This window comes from Bacillus sp. FSL W8-0223, assembly GCF_038006805.1.
GTDB classification, from domain to species: domain Bacteria; phylum Bacillota; class Bacilli; order Bacillales; family DSM-4216; genus Bacillus_O; species Bacillus_O smithii.
Map to the genome: position 1 here is coordinate 2,836,408 of NZ_JBBOVX010000001.1, position 21,450 is coordinate 2,857,857.

Genomic DNA, 21,450 nt, shown 5'->3' on the forward strand with positions numbered 1-21,450 from the left:
TTTTCTTGCGGAAGAAGGGGATAGTTGCTTTTATGATCATTTTGGTCCATTTTTCCTTTCAAAATGCCCCATCACCAACACGGTCCATGCACTTCGTAGATCAGTTGGAAGATGTTTAAAAAATGATTAGAAATCGAGTAGGAGGGAGCGATTAACTCCCGTCCTCTCACACCACCGTACGTACGGTTCCGTATACGGCGGTTCAATTAAGATAATTGACGCAAGTCTTTATAACTTCCGTGAATAGCTGTTCTCTTTATGCCAGTGGTCACTCCACCCTCCAAGAGGTCTCCCACGGGATTCACCGCTTCCTCCCTCAAGTGAGGTACTACGTTTTCTGTGTTCATCATGACTCACTGAATACCAAGGGCTATTCTCTCTTAATTGTTCGGTCCTTCTTAGTTGTTCTAGACCAACTAATACTATGACCTCTGCTGACTTCTGACGGTTCAGCTACTTATCACTAAGTAGGTTATGAAGAGTACTTCACATATCCGCCAGACCTCCCCGGGTAAGTACATGCACTTTCACACCATCTATCCGCCTCATTTACTCGATATGACCTTCGACAGAAAGAGCTTTGTTTTGTTATGCAAACTCACTCAATCATACCTAGCCTTATATGAGGTTCGTGTTCCTCGGACCGGTGTTTTGCCTCCAGCTTCCTTCAGATTCCGCGTCACCACGGACACCCTTGCTCTTGGCTAACCTCTACTTCTGTCTTCGGGGTTCGGGACTTACACCCTATAGTTCATGTACATGCCGGGCGCACATAAAAAATAAGGGTGCTGTTGCGCAACCCCTTATTTTCTGCCTTTGAAAAGGTGAACAGTCTATTGATTTTTTCAGTTCGTGGAGTTTAAAGCAATAAGCCTGTATGTGATGAGAGTTTCCTGATTTTCCCACACTACTTTTTCAATCACAGCGGTACCTGAAATATCGCCATCCAACGTTTTTTTGACAGGAACAGGTACATGCAGCGGATAAAGACGATACCCTTTTTTTCTTAACTGAAATAGATTTCCTCCCACTCTTTCCTCATTTCCTTTTGTCACAATCATTGTATTCAGTTCCAGCGGCATTCCCATCGTTTATGCCCTCCCAATGAAAATATCGTTCTCTCCCTTATCCTATCACGACAGGACCTGATTTTTCATCCATTGACAAGAGGATGTCACCATTTTGCGGTTCATTGCGGGCGGAAAATAATGAGTGAAGTTCGGAAAATACCAAGTAGTCACACGTTTTCCCAATTCTTTCAGTCTTTTTTCCAAGCGGTAAGCGTGTTCAATTGATACATTTTGATCTTTTCCCCCGTGTATGATCAACACTGGACAACAAAGATTTTCTAAATGATAGATAGGTGTTCTCCACTTATATTCTTCTGGCACTTTTTTCGGACTTCCGCCGATCACCCTTTTCATCATCCTTCTTAAGTCCTTCCGCTCTTCATAAGTTAATTCCATATCTGTTACCCCGCCCCATGAAACGACCGAAGCAGCATCCCGTTTTTCAATCGCTGTCAGCAGTGCCATAACACCGCCGCGGGAAAAGCCGAAAATATGAATTCGGTTAGGATCCACCTTCGGATTTCTTTTTAACAATTCAAAACCGGAAAAAGCATCTTCACGATCTTTTCCCGCGAAATCTTCATTTCCTTCTCCTCCTTGATTTCCCCTGTAAAAAGGTGCAAATACAACAAATCCTTCCGAAGCAAATTGCGCGATTCGGGCCGGTCGAACCATACCGACGCTTTTGATCCCGCCCCGCAAGTATAATAATCCATCATACAGACCTTCTTTTTTCGGCACCGCAAGCAACCCTTTCACCCTTAAACCGCTTGACCAATAGGTAATCATAAAAAGATTCACATTTGGACTAGGAGAAGGAAAAACATATCGTTCAATGATCTGACCATCTTGCACGTTACCACCACCTTTCCCGTTCTCTTGCTTGCAGCCGTTTTTTGTTCAACTCCAAGAATTTGTTTCCACGATCCTATGTACTTTGTACTAAAACTGATAAATTACTGTTTTTTGGAAATTGAGGCAAAAAACGGCACATCCTATTCGCCCATTGTACAGCTTTTCTTGCAACGCATTTCAAAATGGGCGTTCACACATTTTTTGCCGTCATCATAAAATAGGATGAATCAAACGTACTATAAAATGACTAAAGGAGGCATTGTCCATGTCGAGTACGTTTAAAATGTCGTTTTCCATTCTCTTTGCTGCCGTGTTAATCATTGGGTTAAGTGCTTGCCAATCGAATGAAACAACTCAAAAAACAGAAAAAATAAGAGTTGCAGAAGTGACACGATCGGTTTTCTATGCCCCCCAATACGTTGCGCTCGCCAAAGGCTTTTTTAAAAAAGAAGGATTGGACGTACAGTTAAAAACCACTTGGGGCGGCGACAAAACGATGACCGCTCTGTTGTCGGGCGGTACAGATATCGGGCTTGTAGGCTCGGAAACATCGATTTATGTCTACACTCGCGGCTCTAAAAACCCAGTTATTAATTTTGCTCAATTGACCCAAACAGACGGAACGTTCCTCATTTCCAGGAAGAAGATAGATCACTTTACATGGAGCCAATTAAAAGACTCCCGTTTTCTCGGGCAACGTAAAGGCGGTATGCCGCAAATGGTCGGAGAATACGTGTTAAAGAAAAACGGAATTGACCCGCATAAAGATCTCCATCTGATACAAAATATCGACTATGCCAACATCCCGAACGCATTCGCTTCCGGCACCGGAGACTTCGTACAATTATTTGAACCTCAAGCCTCCATTTTTGAAAAAGAAGGAAAAGGATACATCGTCGCTTCGTTCGGAAAAGAATCAGGCCATGTTCCGTATACTTCTTACATGGCGACAAAAAGCTATATGGAATCTCACCAATCTGCTGTTTCTAAATTTACCCGTGCCATCTACCAAGCTCAGCAATGGGTCGCTGACCATAACTCGAAAGAAATTGCGCAAGTCATCCACCCTTATTTTAAAGATACGGATACCGATATGCTCGCGAAAGCGATTGATCGGTATAAAAATCAAGGAACTTATGCAACTGATCCAATACTCGATCCAAAAGAATGGAATCATTTGCAATCGATCATGAAGGAAGCCGGTGAACTTCCTAAGCAAGTAGATTACAAAACTCTTGTAAACACTTCATTTGCCGAGAAAGCCATAAAAGATTAAGGAGGGGCTATTCTTGAGTTTCGTCGAAATCGATCATGTCTCTCATACTTACTTTACCCCCGAAGCAGCTTTCGAAGCTGTTCATAATATTCAAATGACCGTGGAGGAAGGCGAATTTATTTCTTTATTAGGGCCGAGCGGCTGCGGGAAAACAACCCTCCTATCGCTCATCGCAGGACTGATGACCCCGACGTATGGAACGATTTATGTGGACGGACAACATCCAAAAAATTTAAAAAATACCATCGGTTATATGCTTCAGCAAGATTACTTATTTCCTTGGAAAACCATTGAACAAAACGTTCTGCTCGGCTTAAAAGTAATGAAACAATTAAACGAAACGAGTAAAGCAAACGCCCTATCCCTTTTGGAGCAAATGGGATTAAAAAACGTTCGCAATCAAACACCTCGGCAGCTGTCGGGGGGAATGCGGCAAAGAGTGGCACTAGTCCGAACATTGGCAGTCAATCCGAAACTGCTGTTATTAGATGAACCTTTTTCTGCCTTAGATTATCAAACAAAACTGAAGCTTGAGGATTTAGTTTTCCAAACGCTAAAGTCTTTTCAAAAAACGGCTATTTTAGTGACACACGATATTGGCGAAGCGATTTGTATGAGCGACAGGATCTATCTATTTTCCAAAGGTCCCGGACGAATCCATAAAGTCTTTGAAGTGCCGGATGAACTGAGATCCCTTTCTCCGCTCGAAGCAAGAAACCATTTATCCTTTACACCGTTTTTCCAAGAAATATGGAAGGAGTTGGAAAGTCTTGAAAATAGATGATCGCATTTCCTCACTGCATCAGAACTATAAATTAAAAATCAAAAAGGAAAAACGGTTCATCACCATATGCCAGATCCTATTATTTCTCGCCTTTTTCACGATCTGGGAAGTCGCCAGCCGCCGGGAATGGGTGGATCCGCTGATCTTCAGCTCTCCCTCTAAAATTTGGCATTTGCTTCTCAATAAAATCAGCGATGCTTCCTTGTTTCACCATATGGTCGTTACTTTAACAGAAACAGCGGCGGGATTTATCATCGGGACTTTAGCCGGCACGATACTTGCCACTATTTTGTGGTGGTCTCCTCTTCTTTCCAAGATTTTGGATCCTTACCTCGTTGTGTTAAACGCTCTGCCTAAAGTAGCTCTTGGCCCGATTCTCATCGTCGCGTTAGGCCCTGGTTTTACTTCCATCATCACGATGGGAGCAGTGGTTTCCGTCATCATCACCACCATCGTCGTATATACGTCCTTTCGGGAAGTGGATCCAAACTACTTGAAAGTATTGCAGACGTTCGGAGCCACCCGGAAACAAATCTTTCAAGAAGCTGTTTTTCCATCCAGCCTCCCCGCGATCATCTCTACTTTGAAAGTAAATGTCGGTCTATCATGGGTAGGCGTGATTGTCGGAGAATATCTTGTTTCCAACGAAGGACTCGGTTATTTAATCATTTACGGGTTCCAAGTATTTGACTTTACGCTTGTACTCATGTCGTTATTGATCATTGCCGTATTGGCAGCCATTATGTATCAAGCAGTAGCCGTGTTGGAAAAATTAACGGCCAAGAATCGAAACTAAAAAGAAATGCCCTGCGATTGTTTCAAATAACGCAGCGTTTGCTGCACCACATCGTCTTTCATCAAAAAGCTGAATTTACTTGAGTTCAAATACCGATTCAAGTCCCCTTTTATTAAGACCGGGCCGTCTGTTTCCAAATAATCCTTTTTAGGAACCAACGAATCAATCATGCCGTAGCATATCGCTTTTACAAAAGGCTTTATAGGATCTTTGACCAAATATTCACCCAAATAGAGCAAATGGTTGTTCAACAGGCCGCCTGTTTCTTCCCAAACTTCCCTTTTGGCGGCCTCTTGCACCGTTTCTCCTTCTTCGATTTTTCCACCTGGAAATTCCAATCCCCTTTTCGGATGATTGGTCAAAAGCCAGCTATCGTCGTATCGGCATAGAACAAGAACATGCTTTGGAGGGATGGTAAAAGCATTTTGAGAAAAACAAAGCTGCACTTCATATCCGTTTTGATCGTAAAACTTCTTCATTTTTTGGTCACACTCGATTTTCTTGGTTTTACCGATATTATACCGTGGAATGAATCGTTTCGCATTCCTTCTATTCGTTACAAATCCCCTTTTTCGTCCCAATAGCTGCCATCCAAAATCCCTATTTGTTCGATATGATTTTTGGCCTCATCATCGCCCAATTGATAAATCATTTCATAGATTTTGCGAAGATTTCGGTCATAGGCATCATTTTCCCGATCGTAATGGTATTGAACATACGGGGCGTGGCTGCGGAAAAAATTTTGCCATTCTACCGAATAATTCGATTCAAATATTTCGCGCAAACGAGTAATTTCTTCGTCTGTGGCAAAAATCCGATAATTCCATGGGGAATCCTGGGATGTTGTGAGAATCTCTCCATTCCCGACATGTACATAGTAAGTTTTTTTCTCACCGGCCAAATGATATCCTCCTCTTTTCCTATTTCTCATTTTTACTTTTTTCCACTCGCTCTTATAATATACAAGCATTTCTATTTGCTCTTTTCACAACCTTTTAACGCTAAGAAAGAAAAAGAAGTGGAAAGTTAAAAATCCGCCATTCTCCATCGCTCGGAATAAATCATCAGCAAACGGAAAAAATGGAGAAGAATGCTTGCATAAAAGCTTTTGGAATCCAAAGGTAAAGGAGGCTTTCCATATGAAATTAGTCGATGAATTATACGAACTGTATCGAGGGCGCTTGCAAGGAACGGAAGAAGACTTAGATATGATTACGTTATCCGTTTTAGAACATTTGTCTCGAAAAGAACTGCTGGATATCATCCACGATTTGCCCGATCCAGAACTGGAATATTTTTTTCGATTATATTTATTTGAAGAATTAAAGGAAAAATTTGCTCAGGAAGATGAACAGCTGTTAAAAGGAAAGCACAATTTCCACTAATTGGTTACATAAGCCATGACTTTACGGTCCACAAAAAAAAGCACATGATGACGCCCGGTAAAAAATCGCAAGACGTCATCATGTGTTTTCGATTAGTGCTGATTGCAAATTTCCTATTATGGGAGGACAACCAGCCTGTTGACTTCACCATTGCTTAAGCGGTCAAATCCTTCATTGATTTGCTCCAAAGGAATAGTGCCGCTAAGAAGTTTATCAATCGGCAGTTTCCCTTGTTTATACATATCAATAAATCTCGGAATATCTCTGGAAGGAACGCAGCTTCCGACATAAGAACCTTTCATCGTTCTTTCCTCTGCCGTTAAAGTCACTTGCGTGAATGAAAACTTGTGCGAAGGGTGAGGAAGACCGGTTGTAATCGTCGTTCCACCTCTTCTGGTAATTTTATAAGCCGTATCCATGGCCGGTACCGCTCCTGCCGTTTCAAACGCATAATCAACCCCTCCGTCAGTAGCGGCCTTCACGTTTTCTACTACATGCTCATCTCCTGCATTGAAAACATCCGTCGCACCAAGCTGTTTGGCGAATTCCAGCTTTTCTTGATTCAGATCAATGGCGACGATCTTTCTCGCACCAGATGCCACCGCGCCTAAAAGGGCGCTCAAACCGACTCCGCCCAACCCGACAATCGCCACGGTGCTTCCCATCTGTACTTTTGCGGTATTCACTACTGCTCCGACTCCGGTCATCACCGCACATCCGAATAATGCCAATCGTTCAAACGGTACATCCTTATCCACTTTTACAACTGAATTTCTGGCAACCACTACATATTCAGAAAAAGCCGAAACGCCGAGATGGTGATGAATATCTGAACCGTTTTCATGCAGTCTTCTTTCACCGCTCAATAGAGTACCTTGATTATTTGTTTCGGCTCCTTTTTCGCATAAAGCCGGCCGACCTTCCTGACAGGGCAGACAATGTCCGCAACTAGGAACAAAGACACAAACTACATGATCGCCTTCTTGTAAATCGTCTACCCCTTCTCCGACTTTTTCTACAATTCCTGCTGCTTCATGTCCCAGTGCCATTGGTGTAGGCCTTGGTCTGTCGCCGTTAATCACAGATAAGTCTGAGTGGCATAATCCAGCCGCTTTGATTCTTACCAGGATTTCTCCCCTTTTCGGCGGATCCAGCTCCAATTCTCTTATTTTCAAAGGCTGGCTTTCTGCATACGGACGTGATAATCCCAACTCATACAATACGGCTGATTTTGTCTTCATTTTGCTAGTACATCTCCCTATTCATAATATCCTTCAGTAGACTTAATAAATGATTGAAATTGTTGGCTGTCGTGGCCAAACCATACTTGAGAATTGGTTTCTTTCGCCAATCTTTTAATTTTTTCCACTGCTTTTACATAACCTAAAGAATCATAAATAATTCCCGGAACTTTGATGGGAGTGCCATAATTTTCAGCTGAATAGACAGCATCGGAAGCTAAAATAATTCCTCCCGTACACGGCAGTTGAACATGCAGACCTAACATCCCCCAAGCATGGCCGCTGCCAAAGTTCAAAAGCGTCACATCTTCCGCCAATTTAAGCTGGTCCTCATTTCTGCCGATGGTCTTCCACTGCAGATGGTTTTTGATCCAAGCATCAATATCAGCCCAAATATAGGCGCCGCCTTTTTGATGCTCAGCATAACATCTTAAAGCACCGTTCAATTCATCTTCATGAACGATAATCGTCGCATTTGTAAACATTTCCAAGCAGCCGGCATGGTCCAAATGCAAATGAGAAGCTACAACGTATCGGATATCTTCAGGACGCACTTTCAACTGTTCCAGCCGGTTATGTAAATAGCATTCTTCGCTCGCTTCCCAAGGAAAGGTCTTTTGGGTCATTTCTTCCCAGCGCCCTTTCACTCCCATTGAGTTCGGATTGCAAGCGGTATCAAACAAAATTTTTCCTTCCGGATGATCGATCAGTACGGTATAAATCGGAAACTCAATAAATTCCGCAGGCTGGTTTGGATGATCTACAGTAGCCGGATTATGCATGGCAACCATAAAGTTTTTATCCATTTTCATTCGGCCATTATCCAGCACATATAGTTTAGAATGCGCTTTCACAAAATTCGTCATCACAGCACCTCTATCTTTCCGTATTTACTGACGGCTCTTTCATTTTCCCAACGAATCCAATACATTCAATAATCCTCTAAATTTCAGCTATCCTTTCCCTTATCCTTTTATCACCCCCGATTAGGATCACTAAAACCGTCCGTCATTTTTTCCTCCACCAGATGCAAATCAAATCACTCTTTTGTTCAATTCGGTCTATTCTTTTAATTCATTATTACATAAATTATCTAATAATTAAATATAAAGTGAAATTTCCGTTTTATTAAGGCGTACAGTTTAATACCTGCTCCATAACGACGTCTTCTTTTTCTCTTGGAAATAAAAAAGTAGTATGTTAAAATCTAAACGCTTTATAATATTATATATTTTCTGAATAATATATAATAAAGAAAAAAGTTAGATACCATCCCCCCTTTGACCATGGTGTTTCTTTTTACAGGAGGAGAATTTCTTATGACAGATGGGAGGTCTGCTTTTCTTGTTTTTCTAGCTGCAATATTATGGGGGACAACGGGAACAGCCCAAACTTTTGCACCTGATAGCGCCACCCCTGTTGTTATCGGAGCTGTCCGGTTAGCCATCGGCGGTCCCGCGTTGCTCATCTCCGCTTTTTTGAAAGGGAAATTAAATCATCAAGGGTGGTCGGTTATCCCCGTTATCATGGCTGCATTATGTATCGCTGCCTATCAACCGCTTTTTTTCTCCGCAGTGAAATTAACAGGAGTCGCAATAGGAACCGTTACGGCAATCGGAAGCGCCCCGATTTTGGCAGGCATCCTTGAATGGATTGTGAAAAGGAAAATTCCTGAACGAAACTGGTGGCTTGCGACGTTTTTAGCAATGATGGGTTGTCTATTGCTTATTCGGAATGATCATGAAATGAATGCCGCGCCGTTAGGCATCATTATGGCAATTGGTGCGGGATTATCATTTGCAGCATATACGTTGATCACGAAACATTTGCTCGAAAAGCACACACCCGAGGCAGCAGTTGGGGTTGTGTTTACTTTAAGTTCGATTTTCTTAACCCCCTTTTTATTTGTATACAATCTCAAATGGCTATTAGATCTTCATGGGATAGCAGTTGCTTTATATCTCGGACTTTTTGCCACTGCGCTTTCTTATATGTTTTTTGCGAAAGGACTGATGGGGATCCACGCCTCAAAAGCGGTTACCCTTTCTTTGGCTGAACCGCTCACTGCTGCATTACTTGGTGTTTTCATAGTTGGTGAGACGCTGGCTCCCATTGCATGGACAGGAGTTCTTTTGTTATTCATCGGGTTAGGATTATTGTCCTTTAAACCCGGAAAGCAAAAAAGAAGATAGTTTGACCCATCGATCATACCCGTTATTTCATAACATGATCGCTTTCAATAAGATCGGAAAGAGCATATTAAAGGAAGTTATCATCATGTTAATAATTATCTTTCCGAATTTCCAAGCTGAAGAATTACCTGTATTCCCCGACGTTTTACCAGATGTAAAACTAATTTATTATCAAAACGTATGTTTTTAGGAAATAGGGGGCAACACAAATGGAAACCAATAATCGAAACTGTTTAAGATGCCAAGAAGAGATGACTAGGGTGTCTGTAATCCCCGGCGGTGGCGGGGGAGCATTGCTAATTGAAAAGATGAAGTCAGGATTCTTTAAAGGAAAAACGTCAAGCGTTAACGCATTTGTATGCACTCAATGTGGGTATGTAGAACTTGTTGCTGAAAATCCAGCAATTTTCAAAGAAAAATAAGTTTTATGGATTTCTAATCGAGTAGGAGGGAACGATTAACTCCCGTCCTCTCACACCACCGTAAGTACGGTTCCGTATACGGCGGTTCAATTAAGATAATTGACGCAAGTCTTTATAACTTCCGTGAATAGCTGTTCTCTTTATGCCAGTGGTCACTCCACCCTCCAAGAGGTCTCCCACGGGATTCACCGCTTCCTCCCTCAAGTGAGGTACTACGTTTTCTGTGTTCATCATGACTCACTGAATACCAAGGGCTATTCTCTCTTAATTGTTCGGTCCTTCTTAGTTGTTCTAGACCAACTAATACTATGACCTCTGCTGACTTCTGACGGTTCAGCTACTTATCACTAAGTAGGTTATGAAGAGTACTTCACATATCCGCCAGACCTCCCCGGGTAAGTACATGCACTTTCACACCATCCATCCGCCTCATTTACTCGATATGACCTTCGACAGAAAGAGCTTTGTTTTGTTATGCAAACTCACTCCATCATACCTAGCCTTATATGAGGTTCGTGTTCCTCGGACCGGTGTTTTGCCTCCAGCTTCCTTCAGATTCCGCGTCACCACGGACACCCTTGCTCTTGGCTAACCTCTACTTCTGTCTTCGGGGTTCGGGACTTACACCCTATAGTTCATGTACATGCCGGGCGCACATAGATAAATGGACCTCATCCATCTAAGGTCCATTATTTTGCAAAAACAGCAAACATTTAACAGAGCCATTTAAAAAAAGAAATGAGAGTGTTACACGAATAAAAAATAGTAAACACTCGGAAAGGTTGCTTTTTCATTTAAACACCAACATGCTCTGAATGATGTTTGAGCCTTCATTCGGATATTTCCGGAAGTTCATTTTTGAAAGTGTGAATCTCCCAGTTCATTGGCTCAATGTATTGACTTGTATTGTACTCTTTATACACTCCATAGTGTTTTTATGATGATTGCATGAATAAAAAAGGGTGTTCCTCATTCAAATTCAGGACACCCTCACACTACTTATTTGCCAAGAAAAGAATTCAACATCCAAACATGCTTTTCTAGTTTTTGGTGAATGGAAAGCAGCATATCTCCCGTCGTGTCATCGCCCACTTCTGCGGCCAAGTCCATTCCTTCTTTTAATTCTTTTATTAAGATCGAGAAATCGTTTACGGTCGCCTGCACCATTTCTTCAGCGGTTTCCGTTCCTTCGGCTTCCTTCACACTAGCTACTTCCAAGCTTTCTTTCAACGTAGCGATCGGCTGACCGCCTAATGCCAGCAGTCGTTCTGCCAATTCATCAATATTTTCGCTTGCTTCATTATAAAATTCTTCAAATTTTTCATGAAGGACAAAAAATTGTGAACCTTTTACATACCAATGGAAGTTATGTAATTTTGTGTAAAGCACTGTCCAATTGGCTACTTGCTTATTGACGATTTCCAATAATTTTTCCGACATTTTTATCACCCTCCACATTTATGTTGTTCCCATTTCCATTTTAAACTAAACATGGAACCTTGTCATTTTTTGTACCTCGATCTTGAATCATGATAAAATAAACCTACTGCTAGGGAGAGGTGTATCATGGGAAAAAAGTTTGCCATATTCTTTATCCGAATTTACCAACAAGCGATATCTCCATTAAAACCTCCTTCTTGCCGATTTTATCCAACCTGCTCTCAGTACGGTTTAGAAGCGATAGAACGCTTCGGCGTCCTGAAAGGCGGAATGTTAACATTAAGACGAATCAGCAAATGCCATCCTTTCCATCCCGGCGGCTATGATCCCGTACCAGAAAAATGGCCGCAAAAAAAGAATGATGATTGAAAAAGAAACTCGTTCGTTAAGAAAGCGACCATCTAAATTCCGAATCGTTACAATTCGCTTCCAACTTTATATGTAAGTAAGAGGCATTGACATTTACCTTAAAAGAAAACGTCAATCCATAAAAAAGAGGCTGCCGCTTTGGCAAGCCTTTTTTATTCATCCGAGTTTTGGGCATTCTTTTTCATCATTTCCCGGTACAGCTGTTTTAATTCTCTTCTTAACAATTTGTTGGACGCATTTCTTGGCAATGCCGGCACGGTAAAAAAGCGCCTTGGAATTTTATATTTTGCCAAATGCATTCGGCAATAATCCAATAATTCCTTTTCTGGAACGTTTTTTTTCACGACGAGAAACGCAACCGGCACTTGGCCCCAGTTTGCATCATTTACCCCAATGACTCCGGCTTCAACAACATCCGGATGTCCCGTTAGAACCGATTCGATTTCTGCCGGATATATGTTCTCTCCACCGGAAATAATCAAATCTGAACGACGATCCAACACATACAGAAAACCCTCTTCATCCAAATAGCCGATATCCCCCGTGAACAGCCAACCATCTTGGAATCGCTCGCGATTTGCGTCTTCCCTTTTCAAATAACCTTTCGTCACATTTGGTCCTTTCACGACAATTTCTCCGGCTTTCAGAGGAGGCAGCACTTTCCCATCTTCCATAATGCGAATTTGCGCTGGAAAAAGCGGCTTTCCGGCTGATCCAAGCTTGCTCAAACTATATTCAGGCGGAAGCGTTACGATTTGCGAGGAAGTTTCGGTCATTCCGTATGTTTGAAAAATGGGAATTCCTTTTTCAGAGCATTGTTCCAAAATCGATTTTGGCGCCGGCCCTCCGCCGAGAAGCATGCAGCGGAAACGTGATGAATAGGATTTATTCCCAAGATTATTCAACAAACGCTGCAACATCACCGTCACAACGGAAATAATCGTTCCTTCACCGTTGATCAGCTTATTGTTGATGTCTTCTTCATCAAATCGTTCATATAGCCGAACAGTCATTCCGTATATGATGCTGCGCATTAATATGGAATAGCCGCTGATGTGGAAAAGAGGGACAGCACAAATCCATAGATCATCTTCTTTTAACCCTAAATTCAACGCAGAACCGGCTGCACTCCAAAAATGATTTTCATATGATTGCAATACTCCTTTTGGATTGCCGGTCGTACCTGAAGTATACATAATGGAACATATATGATCCATCTTCCACTCTTCAGCAATAAATGTAAGACGCGGCTCTCTTTCCTTCAGTTCATCTATGCTTGCTTTTTCCAAATTACCGTTTTGATTTTGGACGCGATCCGCTGTATCTTTAAATTCATCATCGTAAATCAGGAGCTTGGCCTCTGAATCCGTAATCTGCCATGAGATTTCTGATTCTGTTAATCTTGTATTGATCATGACCGCCACTGCGCCTAACTGCTGTAAAGCATAAATAATAAAAATCGATTCCGGTTTGTTTTTGACTAACAAGGCTACCGCATCCCCCGAACTGATGGAGTAGGATGCAATTTTTCCCGCGAATTTCAGCGCTTTTTCGAAAACGTCTTGAAACGTATAAGACTGATCATGAAAAAGAACGGCAGGACGGTCAGGAGTTAATGATGCCCGCTGTTTTAAAAAATTGGGTAATACTGCGGCCACACGAAAACCTCCTTTCTATGATTCAAAAAAGCTTGATGGAATTCCATCAAGCTTTCTTCGTGATTCTTGTACGATATCAAGGGAAACGCGGGAATTGTCCAAAATTTGGTTTACGTTTTTCTTTAAAGGCATCGCGTCCTTCTTTTGCTTCATCGGTTGTATAATAAAGCAACGTTGCGTCGCCGGCCAATTGCTGAATTCCGGCTAAGCCATCGGTATCGGCATTGAACGCCGCTTTTAAGAAACGAATGGCCGTAGGACTTTTTTCTAAAATTTCTTCCGCCCATTTCACCGTTTCTTCTTCTAATTTCTCAAGTGGAACAACTGTATTGACAAGCCCCATTTCCAATGCTTCCTGAGCGTTGTATTGACGGCAGAGATACCAGATTTCTCTCGCTTTTTTATGACCGACAAGACGAGCCAAATAGCCAGCTCCGTATCCACCGTCAAAGCTTCCCACTTTCGGCCCGGTTTGTCCGAAGATCGCATTGTCAGCCGCAATCGTTAAATCGCAAACGACATGAAGGACATGACCGCCGCCAATGGCATATCCGGCTACCATCGCAATAACCGGTTTCGGAATCACGCGAATCAAACGCTGCAAATCCAATACATTTAAGCGCGGAATATTATCTTCTCCTACATAGCCGCCATGGCCGCGGACTTTTTGGTCACCGCCGGAGCAAAACGCTTTGTCTCCCGCACCTGTTAAAATGATGACTCCAATATTAGAATCATCGCGAGCATACGAAAAAGCATCGATCATTTCCATGACCGTTTTCGGCCGAAAAGCATTTCTGACTTCCGGGCGGTTAATCGTAATTTTGGCAATGTGGTTATAAGTTTCATAAATAATATCTTCGTATTCGCGTTCCTTAACCCAAGGAAACCCCATTTTCATTCTCCTCCTTATGTAGAACTAATAAACTCATTCACTATTGTACCAAACTTTTGACTATCTTCGACATGAATTGCGTGCCCAGCGCCTTCGACTTCTTCCCAACGTCCATTCGGCAGCATTTTTTTCATTTCTTGGGCAATTCTTTTAAATTTCACATCCAGTGAACCGGTGATCAACAGCACCGGCATGTCCAGACGATCTAATTGGCTCCACCAAGACGGCTGTGCGCCAGTACCCATCCCTATAAGAGAATTGGCCAGTCCTAAAGGATGTTGGCGAAGTCTTTGTTCGCGGATTTTTTTTCTGATCTCGATCGGCAATTGAGACTGAGAAGCAAACAAAGGGATCTTTTCCCACTCATCTACAAATGCACGAATTCCGGCTTGCAAAATTTTTTCTGCCAATGCATGATCTCGTTTTCTGCGCGCAGACCTTTCCGTTTCAGTTTTCAAACCGGGAGAAGAACTCTCCAAAATCAACCGTTTGACTCTTTTCGGATACAATACCGCCATCGTCAAGGCTAGCCGCCCTCCCATGGAATAGCCGATCACATTGATTTTCTGGATACTCAGACGGCTCAATAGTTCGATCACGTCACCAGCAATCTTTTCGATCGCATATTCTTCGCTGTTTTCCGGATGTGCGCTGTTGCCATGGCCGAGAATATCGATGGAAATGCATTGATAATCTTTTTGCAGCTTTGCCACTATTTCATCCCATGTTGTATGGTCGCCGGTAAATCCATGAAGAAATAAAAGCGGCTCCCCTTTTCCAGCGATTGTGAAATAATACGTTCGGCCATTGACCGTCATATTCATTTTCTCTCACCTAGCAGCATAGAAGTTATTTCCCGGGAAACATTCTTCCACAATTGTCGATGGACCATGACATTTTTTTCCCGATTGGTCGGTACTTCAATAATGGATAATCCTTCATGGGAAACCGCTTTTTGGACAGACTCTTGAAATTCATCCCAGTTTGATATTTTTTGATAGTCGCCTCCGTACATTTCAGCAGCAAGCGAATAATCCAGATCGATGGGAGTGCCAAAAAGTTCTTCAAAATGTTTTGGATGCTCTGCCTGGGGCAAATAAGAAAAAATGCCGCCGCCGTTGTTGTTGACGATGATGATATTCACATTCAATCGATGCAGTTTAGCTGCGAGCAGCCCGTTCATATCGTGAAAGAGCGAAAGATCGCCGATGACTAAAAACAATGGCTGCCTAAATACGCTCGCCCCCATGGCAGTGGAAACGACCCCGTCAATACCATTGGCTCCCCTGTTCGCCATAATTTCAATCTGTTTAGAATTCTTAAAGAAGAAGGAATCTACATCTCTAATCGGCATGCTGTTGCCTACGAAGAGAGTGGCTCCTTCAGGCAATGCATGATGAAGCTGATAAAACAGTTTCCCTTCATCTAAAAACTCGACATCATTTACGGTGCGCATCCATTCTTTTGTTTTCTCGTTGACGGCTATCCATTTTTCAATCCACTGGGAATGATGGTTTCTTCGTACTTTTTCAGATAATTTTCGGCAAAAAGATGTTTCCTCACAGGCAATCATTCGTGTGGCAGAATAAGATGGGTCACGCCAAAGACCTCCGCCATCGACCACCCATTGCTCAGCATCGCGGTTTTCTTGCAAAAAGAAAGTCAACGCTTTAGAGACCGGCATGGCACCAAAACGAATGATCACATCTGCAGCAAGCAGACGGCGGACGGTTTGATCCCGCAAAAAAGAATCATAACTGTCTATAATTTCTTTTGACAAAAAAGGGCCGCTTCTCAACTGTGAGAGCGGGTCCGCCAAAACGGGAAAACCTAACGCTTTCGAAAGCTTCACGACTTGTTCGGAAAAACCGGTGGAATCAAGCGCTCCACAAACGATAATCCCGCGCTCATACTGAACCAGTTCATGCGCAAGGCCTTCCAGTTCCTCCTCCGGAAGTTCACGCGCAACATTTTGAAGCTGAACAGTCCGTCCAGTTTGTGTGATGGATTCGTAAGCATGCTCATAATCAGGGATAAGCGGTTCACGAAACGGAAAATTCAAATGAACCGGGCCCATCGGTGCTTGAGAAGCTATATAAACGCTTCGAGCCGCATTCGAACGCGCGTAGCGAAGCATCGTATCCCCCGTCTCCGGAAGCGCCATATCGACAAACCATTTCACATGGCGACCGTAAAGATGATTTTGATCGATCGCTTGCGGAGCCCCTACTTCCCTTAGTTCATGCGGTCGATCAGCGGTAAGAACAATCAAGGGGACGCGTGCATAATTTGCCTCGATCACAGCCGGATAATAGTTGGCTGCAGCAGTTCCGGATGTACAGAGCAACGCGATCGGTTTCCGCAAAGCTTTTGCCATGCCCAAAGCAAAAAAACCGGCTGACCGTTCATCGATGTGAAGATACAAATGCAGGTCAGGATGCTCTGCCATCAACATGGCCATCGGAGTTGATCGCGAACCCGGACTGACGACAACATGGCAAACTCCTGCTTTCGTCAATTCATCGATGAAATGGGATAAATACAATGTCAATGATTCATTATTCATGGATGTCTCCTCCTATAGCCCGGAGCATTGGCCGAAACTTAATGCTTGTTTCTATATATTCGCTCTCCGCTTCTGAATCAGCTACAATTCCGCATCCTGCGTATAGATAAGCTTGAGCGTCATGAAAAAGACCAGAACGGATGGCCACTGCAAATTCTCCGTTTCCGTCGCCATCTATCCAGCCGATAGGTCCGCCATAAAGACCTCTATCTATTCCTTCCAATTGACGAATCTTTTCCAGCCCTTCTTGCTGAGGCAGACCTCCTAACGCAGGAGTAGGATGCAATCTTTCAACAAACTGCAGCACCGACATGTTTCGACGGGCTTTTCCGACAACAGGCGTAAAAAGATGCTGTATATCACTCAATTTTAGCAGCTCCGGCTGTTCTGGAATTTGAACGTTTTCACACAAACTGTTGATGACGCTGTCAATCATATCGACAACCAACTGATGTTCTTTTCGATTTTTGCGATCTCCCATTAATTCTTGTCCAAGCTTTTGGTCCTCTTTTAAATCTTTGCCGCGCCGGATCGAACCAGCCAAGCATGTGGAAAGCACATTTTCATGCCACTTTTGGACCAATCTTTCAGGAGACGCGCCTAAAAAACAACGATTCATCGTTTCCAGCGCAAAGAGGAAGCTTTCATGCTGCTCCTCCCATAAACGTTTTAATACAGCTTCCAGAAAAGGTCTTTCTTGAAACTGTACGGTTAACATTCTGGCTAATACCACTTTTTTTAGTGTTTCATTACAGTGAATTTGTTCAACCGCTTTATGGACTGCTTGCTTCCATTCGTTTCTGCCGTGCTCAGCCACATTTACGATGGCCGTCATTCTTTCCGGGACTTCTTTCGCGTTTCTAATGACCTTTTCTTTTTGGCTGATCCATTTTTCAAGAAAATCGTCTTCTTCATGGGCTGTATGAATCACGTTGGAAGTCAAATATGTACGGTCTTTTTTTATCGTTACCATAAACGACGGAAGAACAAAATAGGCAGAAGAAAACGGAGCCCATTTTTCCTCTTTTATCGTGCCGGGGTCAAAAGAAAAACCACCGAATAAAAGGGGGCCGGTGCCCATAACCTCTTTATGGGCGTTTTCGATCACCGCTTCTTTCAATAAATGATTCCATTTTTCCTCTATTTCTTTATATCTTTCCTTAATTCCCTTTTCGCTCCTTAAAACAGCTGCATTCCCCACACCAACTATAATCGTGTCGCTTTCGGAGTCTTTCCAAAAAAAGCGTTCACCTGAATAAACGGAATCATTGCCATAATAAAAAGCGAGGGGATCTATAAAATCCATTTCTTCTGTTATACTGAAAAGCATAGCTTGATTCTTCCTTTTTCTGTTTTCCAATTTGCTCATCAATTGAACAGGAAGATGATGACTTTTAATAGACAATGAAACAGCCTCCACTTCAACTATACTTTATTCGACTCTCTCGTTTAAACTTCTTTAAAGATACACCTCTGTCGTTTTTGAAGTCAACGTAACACTTTTTTCACAATTCCATTTCTATTATATCTTAACCTTGCCAAAGATTAATCAAATACGCTTGCCCACAATAAAATTAGCTAAAGAAAAAGTTGGCATTCGCATTACGACGAAAGTTAGAAGGATGCAGCAGAGATTTTAATCGGCTGTTTCTTTTCCTGCGCGTTCCTTAGGCTGTCATTATCCCCCCTCCCGTTCATCAATCGGTAAAAAAAGATTGACACCTTTTGTTTCATTTTCTATAGTGATGGTGGGAGAATAGGATGTTTTATAGGCTATTTTTACTAGAAATATAAGGAGAGATCCATCAATGGAAATGCATACAACTCCTGCTATACAGCCGGAGAAAGGATGGCGTGTTTGGTGGCGTCTTACTCGTCCACACACCCTGACAGCCGGCTTTGTTCCTGTTTTAATAGGGACCGCGCTCGCATATCAATATACATCGATACATTTTGGTTTATTTTTTGCCATGCTATTGGCTAGTTTGCTGATCCAAACGGCTACCAATATGTTTAATGAATATTTCGATTATGTGCGCGGCTTGGACACAGAGCATTCAGTCGGAATCGGTGGAGCCATCGTACGAAACGGCATTAAACCGAAGACTGTTTTATCTCTAGCTTTTGCCCTGTGCGGAATATCTGTACTGCTCGGCGTCTATATTTGCATGCAATCAAGCTGGTGGATTGCGGCTGTCGGAACGCTTGGAATGATTGCCGGATACCTCTATACGGGCGGACCGAAACCGATTGCTTATACCCCGTTTGGCGAACTGACATCAGGCTTGTTCATGGGACTTATCATTATTTTAATATCCTTTTACATTCAAACGGGATTCATCACCACTACAAGTGTTCTGATCTCGATTCCCATTTCTATTTTGATCGGCTCCATCTTATTGGCGAATAATATTCGAGATTTGGATGGCGACAAAGAAAACGGCAGAAAAACATTAGCCATATTGCTCGGTCGAGAAAATGCGATCCGTTTCCTGCAAGGGATGTTTATCGTTTCGTATGCTTGGGTAACAGCCCTCGTCCTATTTCAAATCGCCTCTCCATGGCTATTGATCGTCTTTTTAAGTGTACCAAAAGCCGTCAAAGCCGTTAAAGGATTTATCGGAAAAACGAAACCGATCCAAATGATGCCTGCCATGAAAGCCACCGCACAAACGAATACGATCTTTGGATTTTTGTTATCAATCGGGCTTTTTATCAGTTACTTCTTATAACCTGTCCCTATAATGAGGACAGGTCAGACTGTCGACAAATCCGAAAAAACCGGATTTGCCGACAGTCTTTTTTTGTATAATTAAGATACCGTAATGAATTGAGGTGGATGAAGTGCTAACAAAAAATACACAGATGAATCGTGATCAAATAGAAATGATAGCTTTAGACCAACTTGTACCTGCAGATCATTTGGTTCGTAAAATCGACGCTGCTATTGATTTTTCATTTATCTATTCGCTTGTTCAAGACATGTATTCATCGGAAAGAGGTCGACCAAGTATTGATCCAGTTGTATTGATTAAAATGGCTTTCATCCAATATACCTTCGGTATTCGTTCCATGCGAAAAACTATAGAGGAAATCGAAACGAATCTGGCTTACCGTTGGTTTCTTGGATTTGGTTTTTATGATAAGGTACCTCACTTTTCAACGTTTGGGAAAAACTACGAGCGACGCTTTAAGGATACAGACTTATTTGAACAGATATTCTATCGCATTTTGAAAGAAGCTGCAGATAAGAAGCTGATAAGCAGTGAGCATGTCTTTATTGATTCTACTCATGTCAAAGCGAGTGCGAATAAGCATAAATTTGTGAAGAAAGTGGTTCGAAAAGAAACGAAAGCCTATCAAGCACGTCTACAAGATGAGATAAATGCTGATCGAGAAGCACATGGAAAAAAGCCATTTCCTCCAGATAAATTTGGGAAAGAAGAATATAAAGAAATAAAAGAAAGTACCACTGATCCGGAAAGTGGTTACTACGTAAAAGACGAGCGAACAAAACAGTTTGCTTACTCATTCCATGCTGCTGCGGATCGAAATGGCTTTGTTTTGGGGGCTATTGTAACGCCAGGGAATATTCATGACAGTTCCGTATTGGAGCCACTTCTTGAAAAAGTCATAGAAAAACATGGAAAACCGGCTGTGGTTGCTGCTGACGCTGGATATAAAACTCCCGCCGTTGCCCAATACATATTTGAAAATGATATGACCCCTGCTTTACCTTATACTCGCCCTCGTACAAAGGATGGTTATTTCAAAAAACATGAGTATGTTTACGATGAATACTACGATTGTTATCTTTGTCCGCAAGGACAAGTGTTAAAATATGCAACTACGACGAAGGAAGGCTATCGTCAATATTTTTCTGATCCAGTCCAGTGTAAAGATTGTCCATTCCTTTCGAAGTGCACCCAAAGTAAGGAGCATAAAAAACTGATTCAGCGACATGTATGGGAATTTTATTTAGAGGAAGCTGATCATCTTCGGCATACACAAGAGAATAAGAGCATTTATGCAAGACGGAAAGAAACCATTGAACGTGTTTTTGCTGATGCAAAGGAAAAGCATGGTATGCGTTGGACAACTTTAAGAGGTTTAAAAAAATTGTCCATGCAGGCGATGCTAACTTTTGCTGCAATGAATTTGAAAAAGATGGCTTGCTGGACATGGAAAAGTCCAGCAATAACATAAAATAGACCCCTGGAGGGGTCTATTCCAAACATTTGAAAGCATAAAAGTGACAAAAGGCATCCGAAAGCGCACATTCGGATGCCTTTTGTCTACACTCTGACCTGTCCCTATAATGAGGACAGGTTTTTTCTTTGTACAAAAATAGATGTCTGGATGATGAGCATTGTCGCCCGCAAGGATGGAAAGGGGTTTTTAAAATCAACGAGGGGATGGATCATAGAAGTGAATGGCTGAATGCCAATTGGCGGGAGCCGGGGAAAACAATATAACAGTCCCATAAAGCTGCTTTTATTCT

21 protein-coding genes are annotated in these 21,450 nt (G+C 42.3%); 9 read left to right on the forward strand and 12 right to left on the reverse strand.

Annotated features, from left to right (window positions below; translation table 11 throughout):
• Positions 1-845 precede the first annotated feature (845 nt).
• Together NST81_RS13620 and NST81_RS13625 are read right to left on the reverse strand one after the other, a co-directional pair.
• Positions 846-1,088, reverse strand: a complete 243-nt coding sequence (locus tag NST81_RS13620; protein WP_003352726.1) for a DUF2584 domain-containing protein — start codon at positions 1,086-1,088, stop codon at positions 846-848.
• Between the two features lie 45 nt (positions 1,089-1,133).
• Positions 1,134-1,859 carry an alpha/beta hydrolase family protein gene (locus NST81_RS13625; RefSeq protein ID WP_244878074.1) on the reverse strand — a complete coding sequence of 242 codons (726 nt, stop codon included), beginning with the start codon at positions 1,857-1,859 and terminating at the stop codon, positions 1,134-1,136.
• A 331-nt stretch (positions 1,860-2,190) separates the two neighbouring features.
• Here NST81_RS13625 and NST81_RS13630 point away from each other — a divergent pair, with 331 nt between their 5' ends.
• From NST81_RS13630 to NST81_RS13640, 3 genes are read left to right on the forward strand one after another with little or no spacing between them, the layout of a single operon-like run.
• Positions 2,191-3,201 carry an ABC transporter substrate-binding protein gene (locus tag NST81_RS13630; protein WP_003352724.1) on the forward strand — a complete coding sequence of 337 codons (1,011 nt, stop codon included), beginning with the start codon at positions 2,191-2,193 and terminating at the stop codon, positions 3,199-3,201.
• Positions 3,202-3,214: 13 nt separating this feature from the next.
• Positions 3,215-3,985, forward strand: coding sequence for an ABC transporter ATP-binding protein (locus NST81_RS13635; RefSeq protein WP_327823836.1), 771 nt, complete (start codon positions 3,215-3,217; stop codon positions 3,983-3,985).
• A complete protein-coding gene (locus NST81_RS13640) occupies positions 3,972-4,781 on the forward strand; it encodes an ABC transporter permease (RefSeq protein ID WP_048623873.1) in 810 nt (269 codons plus the stop codon). Before NST81_RS13635 ends, NST81_RS13640 begins: the two co-directional genes overlap by 14 nt.
• Here NST81_RS13640 and ytkD read toward each other — a convergent pair.
• Both ytkD and NST81_RS13650 read right to left on the reverse strand, forming a co-directional pair.
• Positions 4,778-5,260, reverse strand: coding sequence for an RNA deprotection pyrophosphohydrolase (gene ytkD / locus NST81_RS13645; RefSeq protein ID WP_003352721.1), 483 nt, complete (start codon positions 5,258-5,260; stop codon positions 4,778-4,780). The genes NST81_RS13640 and ytkD overlap by 4 nt on opposite strands.
• Before the next feature lie 77 nt (positions 5,261-5,337).
• Positions 5,338-5,682 (reverse strand): hydrolase, encoded by a 345-nt coding sequence (locus tag NST81_RS13650; protein WP_341030081.1) that lies wholly within the window; start codon positions 5,680-5,682, stop codon positions 5,338-5,340.
• Between the two features lie 238 nt (positions 5,683-5,920).
• Here NST81_RS13650 and NST81_RS13655 point away from each other — a divergent pair, with 238 nt between their 5' ends.
• On the forward strand, positions 5,921-6,166 hold the full coding sequence (locus NST81_RS13655) for a DUF6154 family protein (RefSeq protein ID WP_003352715.1): 246 nt from the start codon (positions 5,921-5,923) through the stop codon (positions 6,164-6,166).
• 116 nt (positions 6,167-6,282) lie between these two features.
• Here NST81_RS13655 and NST81_RS13660 read toward each other — a convergent pair whose 3' ends face one another.
• Both NST81_RS13660 and ahlS read right to left on the reverse strand, forming a co-directional pair.
• The gene (locus tag NST81_RS13660; RefSeq protein WP_048623875.1) at positions 6,283-7,407 is read right to left on the reverse strand and encodes a zinc-dependent alcohol dehydrogenase family protein; all 1,125 of its coding nucleotides are present in this window, start codon (positions 7,405-7,407) and stop codon (positions 6,283-6,285) included.
• Positions 7,408-7,424: 17 nt separating this feature from the next.
• Positions 7,425-8,273: an AhlS family quorum-quenching N-acyl homoserine lactonase gene (gene ahlS, locus NST81_RS13665; protein WP_341030082.1), complete on the reverse strand. Its 849-nt coding sequence runs from the start codon at positions 8,271-8,273 to the stop codon at positions 7,425-7,427.
• Between the two features lie 453 nt (positions 8,274-8,726).
• Here ahlS and NST81_RS13670 point away from each other — a divergent pair, with 453 nt between their 5' ends.
• Both NST81_RS13670 and NST81_RS13675 read left to right on the forward strand, forming a co-directional pair.
• Complete coding sequence (locus NST81_RS13670) at positions 8,727-9,599, forward strand: EamA family transporter (RefSeq protein WP_341030083.1); 873 nt, start codon at positions 8,727-8,729, stop codon at positions 9,597-9,599.
• A gap of 209 nt (positions 9,600-9,808) precedes the next feature.
• Positions 9,809-10,021 carry a hypothetical protein gene (locus tag NST81_RS13675; protein ID WP_048623878.1) on the forward strand — a complete coding sequence of 71 codons (213 nt, stop codon included), beginning with the start codon at positions 9,809-9,811 and terminating at the stop codon, positions 10,019-10,021.
• A gap of 999 nt (positions 10,022-11,020) precedes the next feature.
• Here NST81_RS13675 and NST81_RS13680 read toward each other — a convergent pair.
• Complete coding sequence (locus NST81_RS13680) at positions 11,021-11,461, reverse strand: Dps family protein (protein ID WP_048623879.1); 441 nt, start codon at positions 11,459-11,461, stop codon at positions 11,021-11,023.
• Positions 11,462-11,587: 126 nt separating this feature from the next.
• On the opposite strand from NST81_RS13680, the gene yidD reads away from it, so the two are divergent.
• A complete protein-coding gene (gene yidD, locus NST81_RS13685) occupies positions 11,588-11,830 on the forward strand; it encodes a membrane protein insertion efficiency factor YidD (RefSeq protein WP_270583970.1) in 243 nt (80 codons plus the stop codon).
• A gap of 152 nt (positions 11,831-11,982) precedes the next feature.
• Here yidD and NST81_RS13690 read toward each other — a convergent pair whose 3' ends face one another.
• The 5 genes from NST81_RS13690 to NST81_RS13710 all read right to left on the reverse strand — a co-directional run bounded on the left by NST81_RS13690 (position 11,983) and on the right by NST81_RS13710 (position 18,354).
• Complete coding sequence (locus tag NST81_RS13690) at positions 11,983-13,488, reverse strand: o-succinylbenzoate--CoA ligase (RefSeq protein WP_341030084.1); 1,506 nt, start codon at positions 13,486-13,488, stop codon at positions 11,983-11,985.
• A gap of 76 nt (positions 13,489-13,564) precedes the next feature.
• The gene (gene menB / locus NST81_RS13695; protein WP_003352704.1) at positions 13,565-14,383 is read right to left on the reverse strand and encodes a 1,4-dihydroxy-2-naphthoyl-CoA synthase; all 819 of its coding nucleotides are present in this window, start codon (positions 14,381-14,383) and stop codon (positions 13,565-13,567) included.
• A gap of 14 nt (positions 14,384-14,397) precedes the next feature.
• Positions 14,398-15,207, reverse strand: a complete 810-nt coding sequence (gene menH / locus NST81_RS13700; protein WP_341030085.1) for a 2-succinyl-6-hydroxy-2,4-cyclohexadiene-1-carboxylate synthase — start codon at positions 15,205-15,207, stop codon at positions 14,398-14,400.
• Positions 15,204-16,949, reverse strand: coding sequence for a 2-succinyl-5-enolpyruvyl-6-hydroxy-3-cyclohexene-1-carboxylic-acid synthase (menD, locus tag NST81_RS13705; protein WP_341030086.1), 1,746 nt, complete (start codon positions 16,947-16,949; stop codon positions 15,204-15,206). The genes menH and menD overlap by 4 nt, the downstream gene beginning before the upstream one ends.
• Positions 16,942-18,354, reverse strand: coding sequence for an isochorismate synthase (locus NST81_RS13710; RefSeq protein ID WP_341030087.1), 1,413 nt, complete (start codon positions 18,352-18,354; stop codon positions 16,942-16,944). Before NST81_RS13710 ends, menD begins: the two co-directional genes overlap by 8 nt.
• A 403-nt stretch (positions 18,355-18,757) precedes the next feature.
• Here NST81_RS13710 and NST81_RS13715 point away from each other — a divergent pair, with 403 nt between their 5' ends.
• Entirely contained in the window at positions 18,758-19,681 is a 924-nt protein-coding gene (locus NST81_RS13715; protein ID WP_048623885.1) for a 1,4-dihydroxy-2-naphthoate polyprenyltransferase, read from the forward strand.
• A 112-nt stretch (positions 19,682-19,793) separates the two neighbouring features.
• Positions 19,794-21,155 (forward strand): IS1182 family transposase, encoded by a 1,362-nt coding sequence (locus tag NST81_RS13720; RefSeq protein WP_341027798.1) that lies wholly within the window; start codon positions 19,794-19,796, stop codon positions 21,153-21,155.
• Positions 21,156-21,450 lie beyond the last annotated feature (295 nt).

What these genes read in the sequence shown, in the direction of transcription:
- NST81_RS13620 (WP_003352726.1), bottom strand. Translation starts at nt 1,088, where the DNA reads ATGGGAATGCCGCTGGAACTGAATACAATGATTGTGACAAAAGGAAAT.
- ytkD (WP_003352721.1), bottom strand. Translation starts at nt 5,260, where the DNA reads ATGAAGAAGTTTTACGATCAAAACGGATATGAAGTGCAGCTTTGTTTT.
- yidD (WP_270583970.1), top strand. Translation starts at nt 11,588, where the DNA reads ATGGGAAAAAAGTTTGCCATATTCTTTATCCGAATTTACCAACAAGCG.
- NST81_RS13625 (WP_244878074.1), bottom strand. Translation starts at nt 1,859, where the DNA reads ATGATTACCTATTGGTCAAGCGGTTTAAGGGTGAAAGGGTTGCTTGCG.
- NST81_RS13660 (WP_048623875.1), bottom strand. Translation starts at nt 7,407, where the DNA reads ATGAAGACAAAATCAGCCGTATTGTATGAGTTGGGATTATCACGTCCG.
- NST81_RS13715 (WP_048623885.1), top strand. Translation starts at nt 18,758, where the DNA reads ATGGAAATGCATACAACTCCTGCTATACAGCCGGAGAAAGGATGGCGT.
- menH (WP_341030085.1), bottom strand. Translation starts at nt 15,207, where the DNA reads ATGAATATGACGGTCAATGGCCGAACGTATTATTTCACAATCGCTGGA.
- NST81_RS13680 (WP_048623879.1), bottom strand. Translation starts at nt 11,461, where the DNA reads ATGTCGGAAAAATTATTGGAAATCGTCAATAAGCAAGTAGCCAATTGG.
- NST81_RS13630 (WP_003352724.1), top strand. Translation starts at nt 2,191, where the DNA reads ATGTCGAGTACGTTTAAAATGTCGTTTTCCATTCTCTTTGCTGCCGTG.
- NST81_RS13655 (WP_003352715.1), top strand. Translation starts at nt 5,921, where the DNA reads ATGAAATTAGTCGATGAATTATACGAACTGTATCGAGGGCGCTTGCAA.
- NST81_RS13675 (WP_048623878.1), top strand. Translation starts at nt 9,809, where the DNA reads ATGGAAACCAATAATCGAAACTGTTTAAGATGCCAAGAAGAGATGACT.
- ahlS (WP_341030082.1), bottom strand. Translation starts at nt 8,273, where the DNA reads ATGACGAATTTTGTGAAAGCGCATTCTAAACTATATGTGCTGGATAAT.
- menB (WP_003352704.1), bottom strand. Translation starts at nt 14,383, where the DNA reads ATGGGGTTTCCTTGGGTTAAGGAACGCGAATACGAAGATATTATTTAT.
- menD (WP_341030086.1), bottom strand. Translation starts at nt 16,949, where the DNA reads ATGAATAATGAATCATTGACATTGTATTTATCCCATTTCATCGATGAA.
- NST81_RS13670 (WP_341030083.1), top strand. Translation starts at nt 8,727, where the DNA reads ATGACAGATGGGAGGTCTGCTTTTCTTGTTTTTCTAGCTGCAATATTA.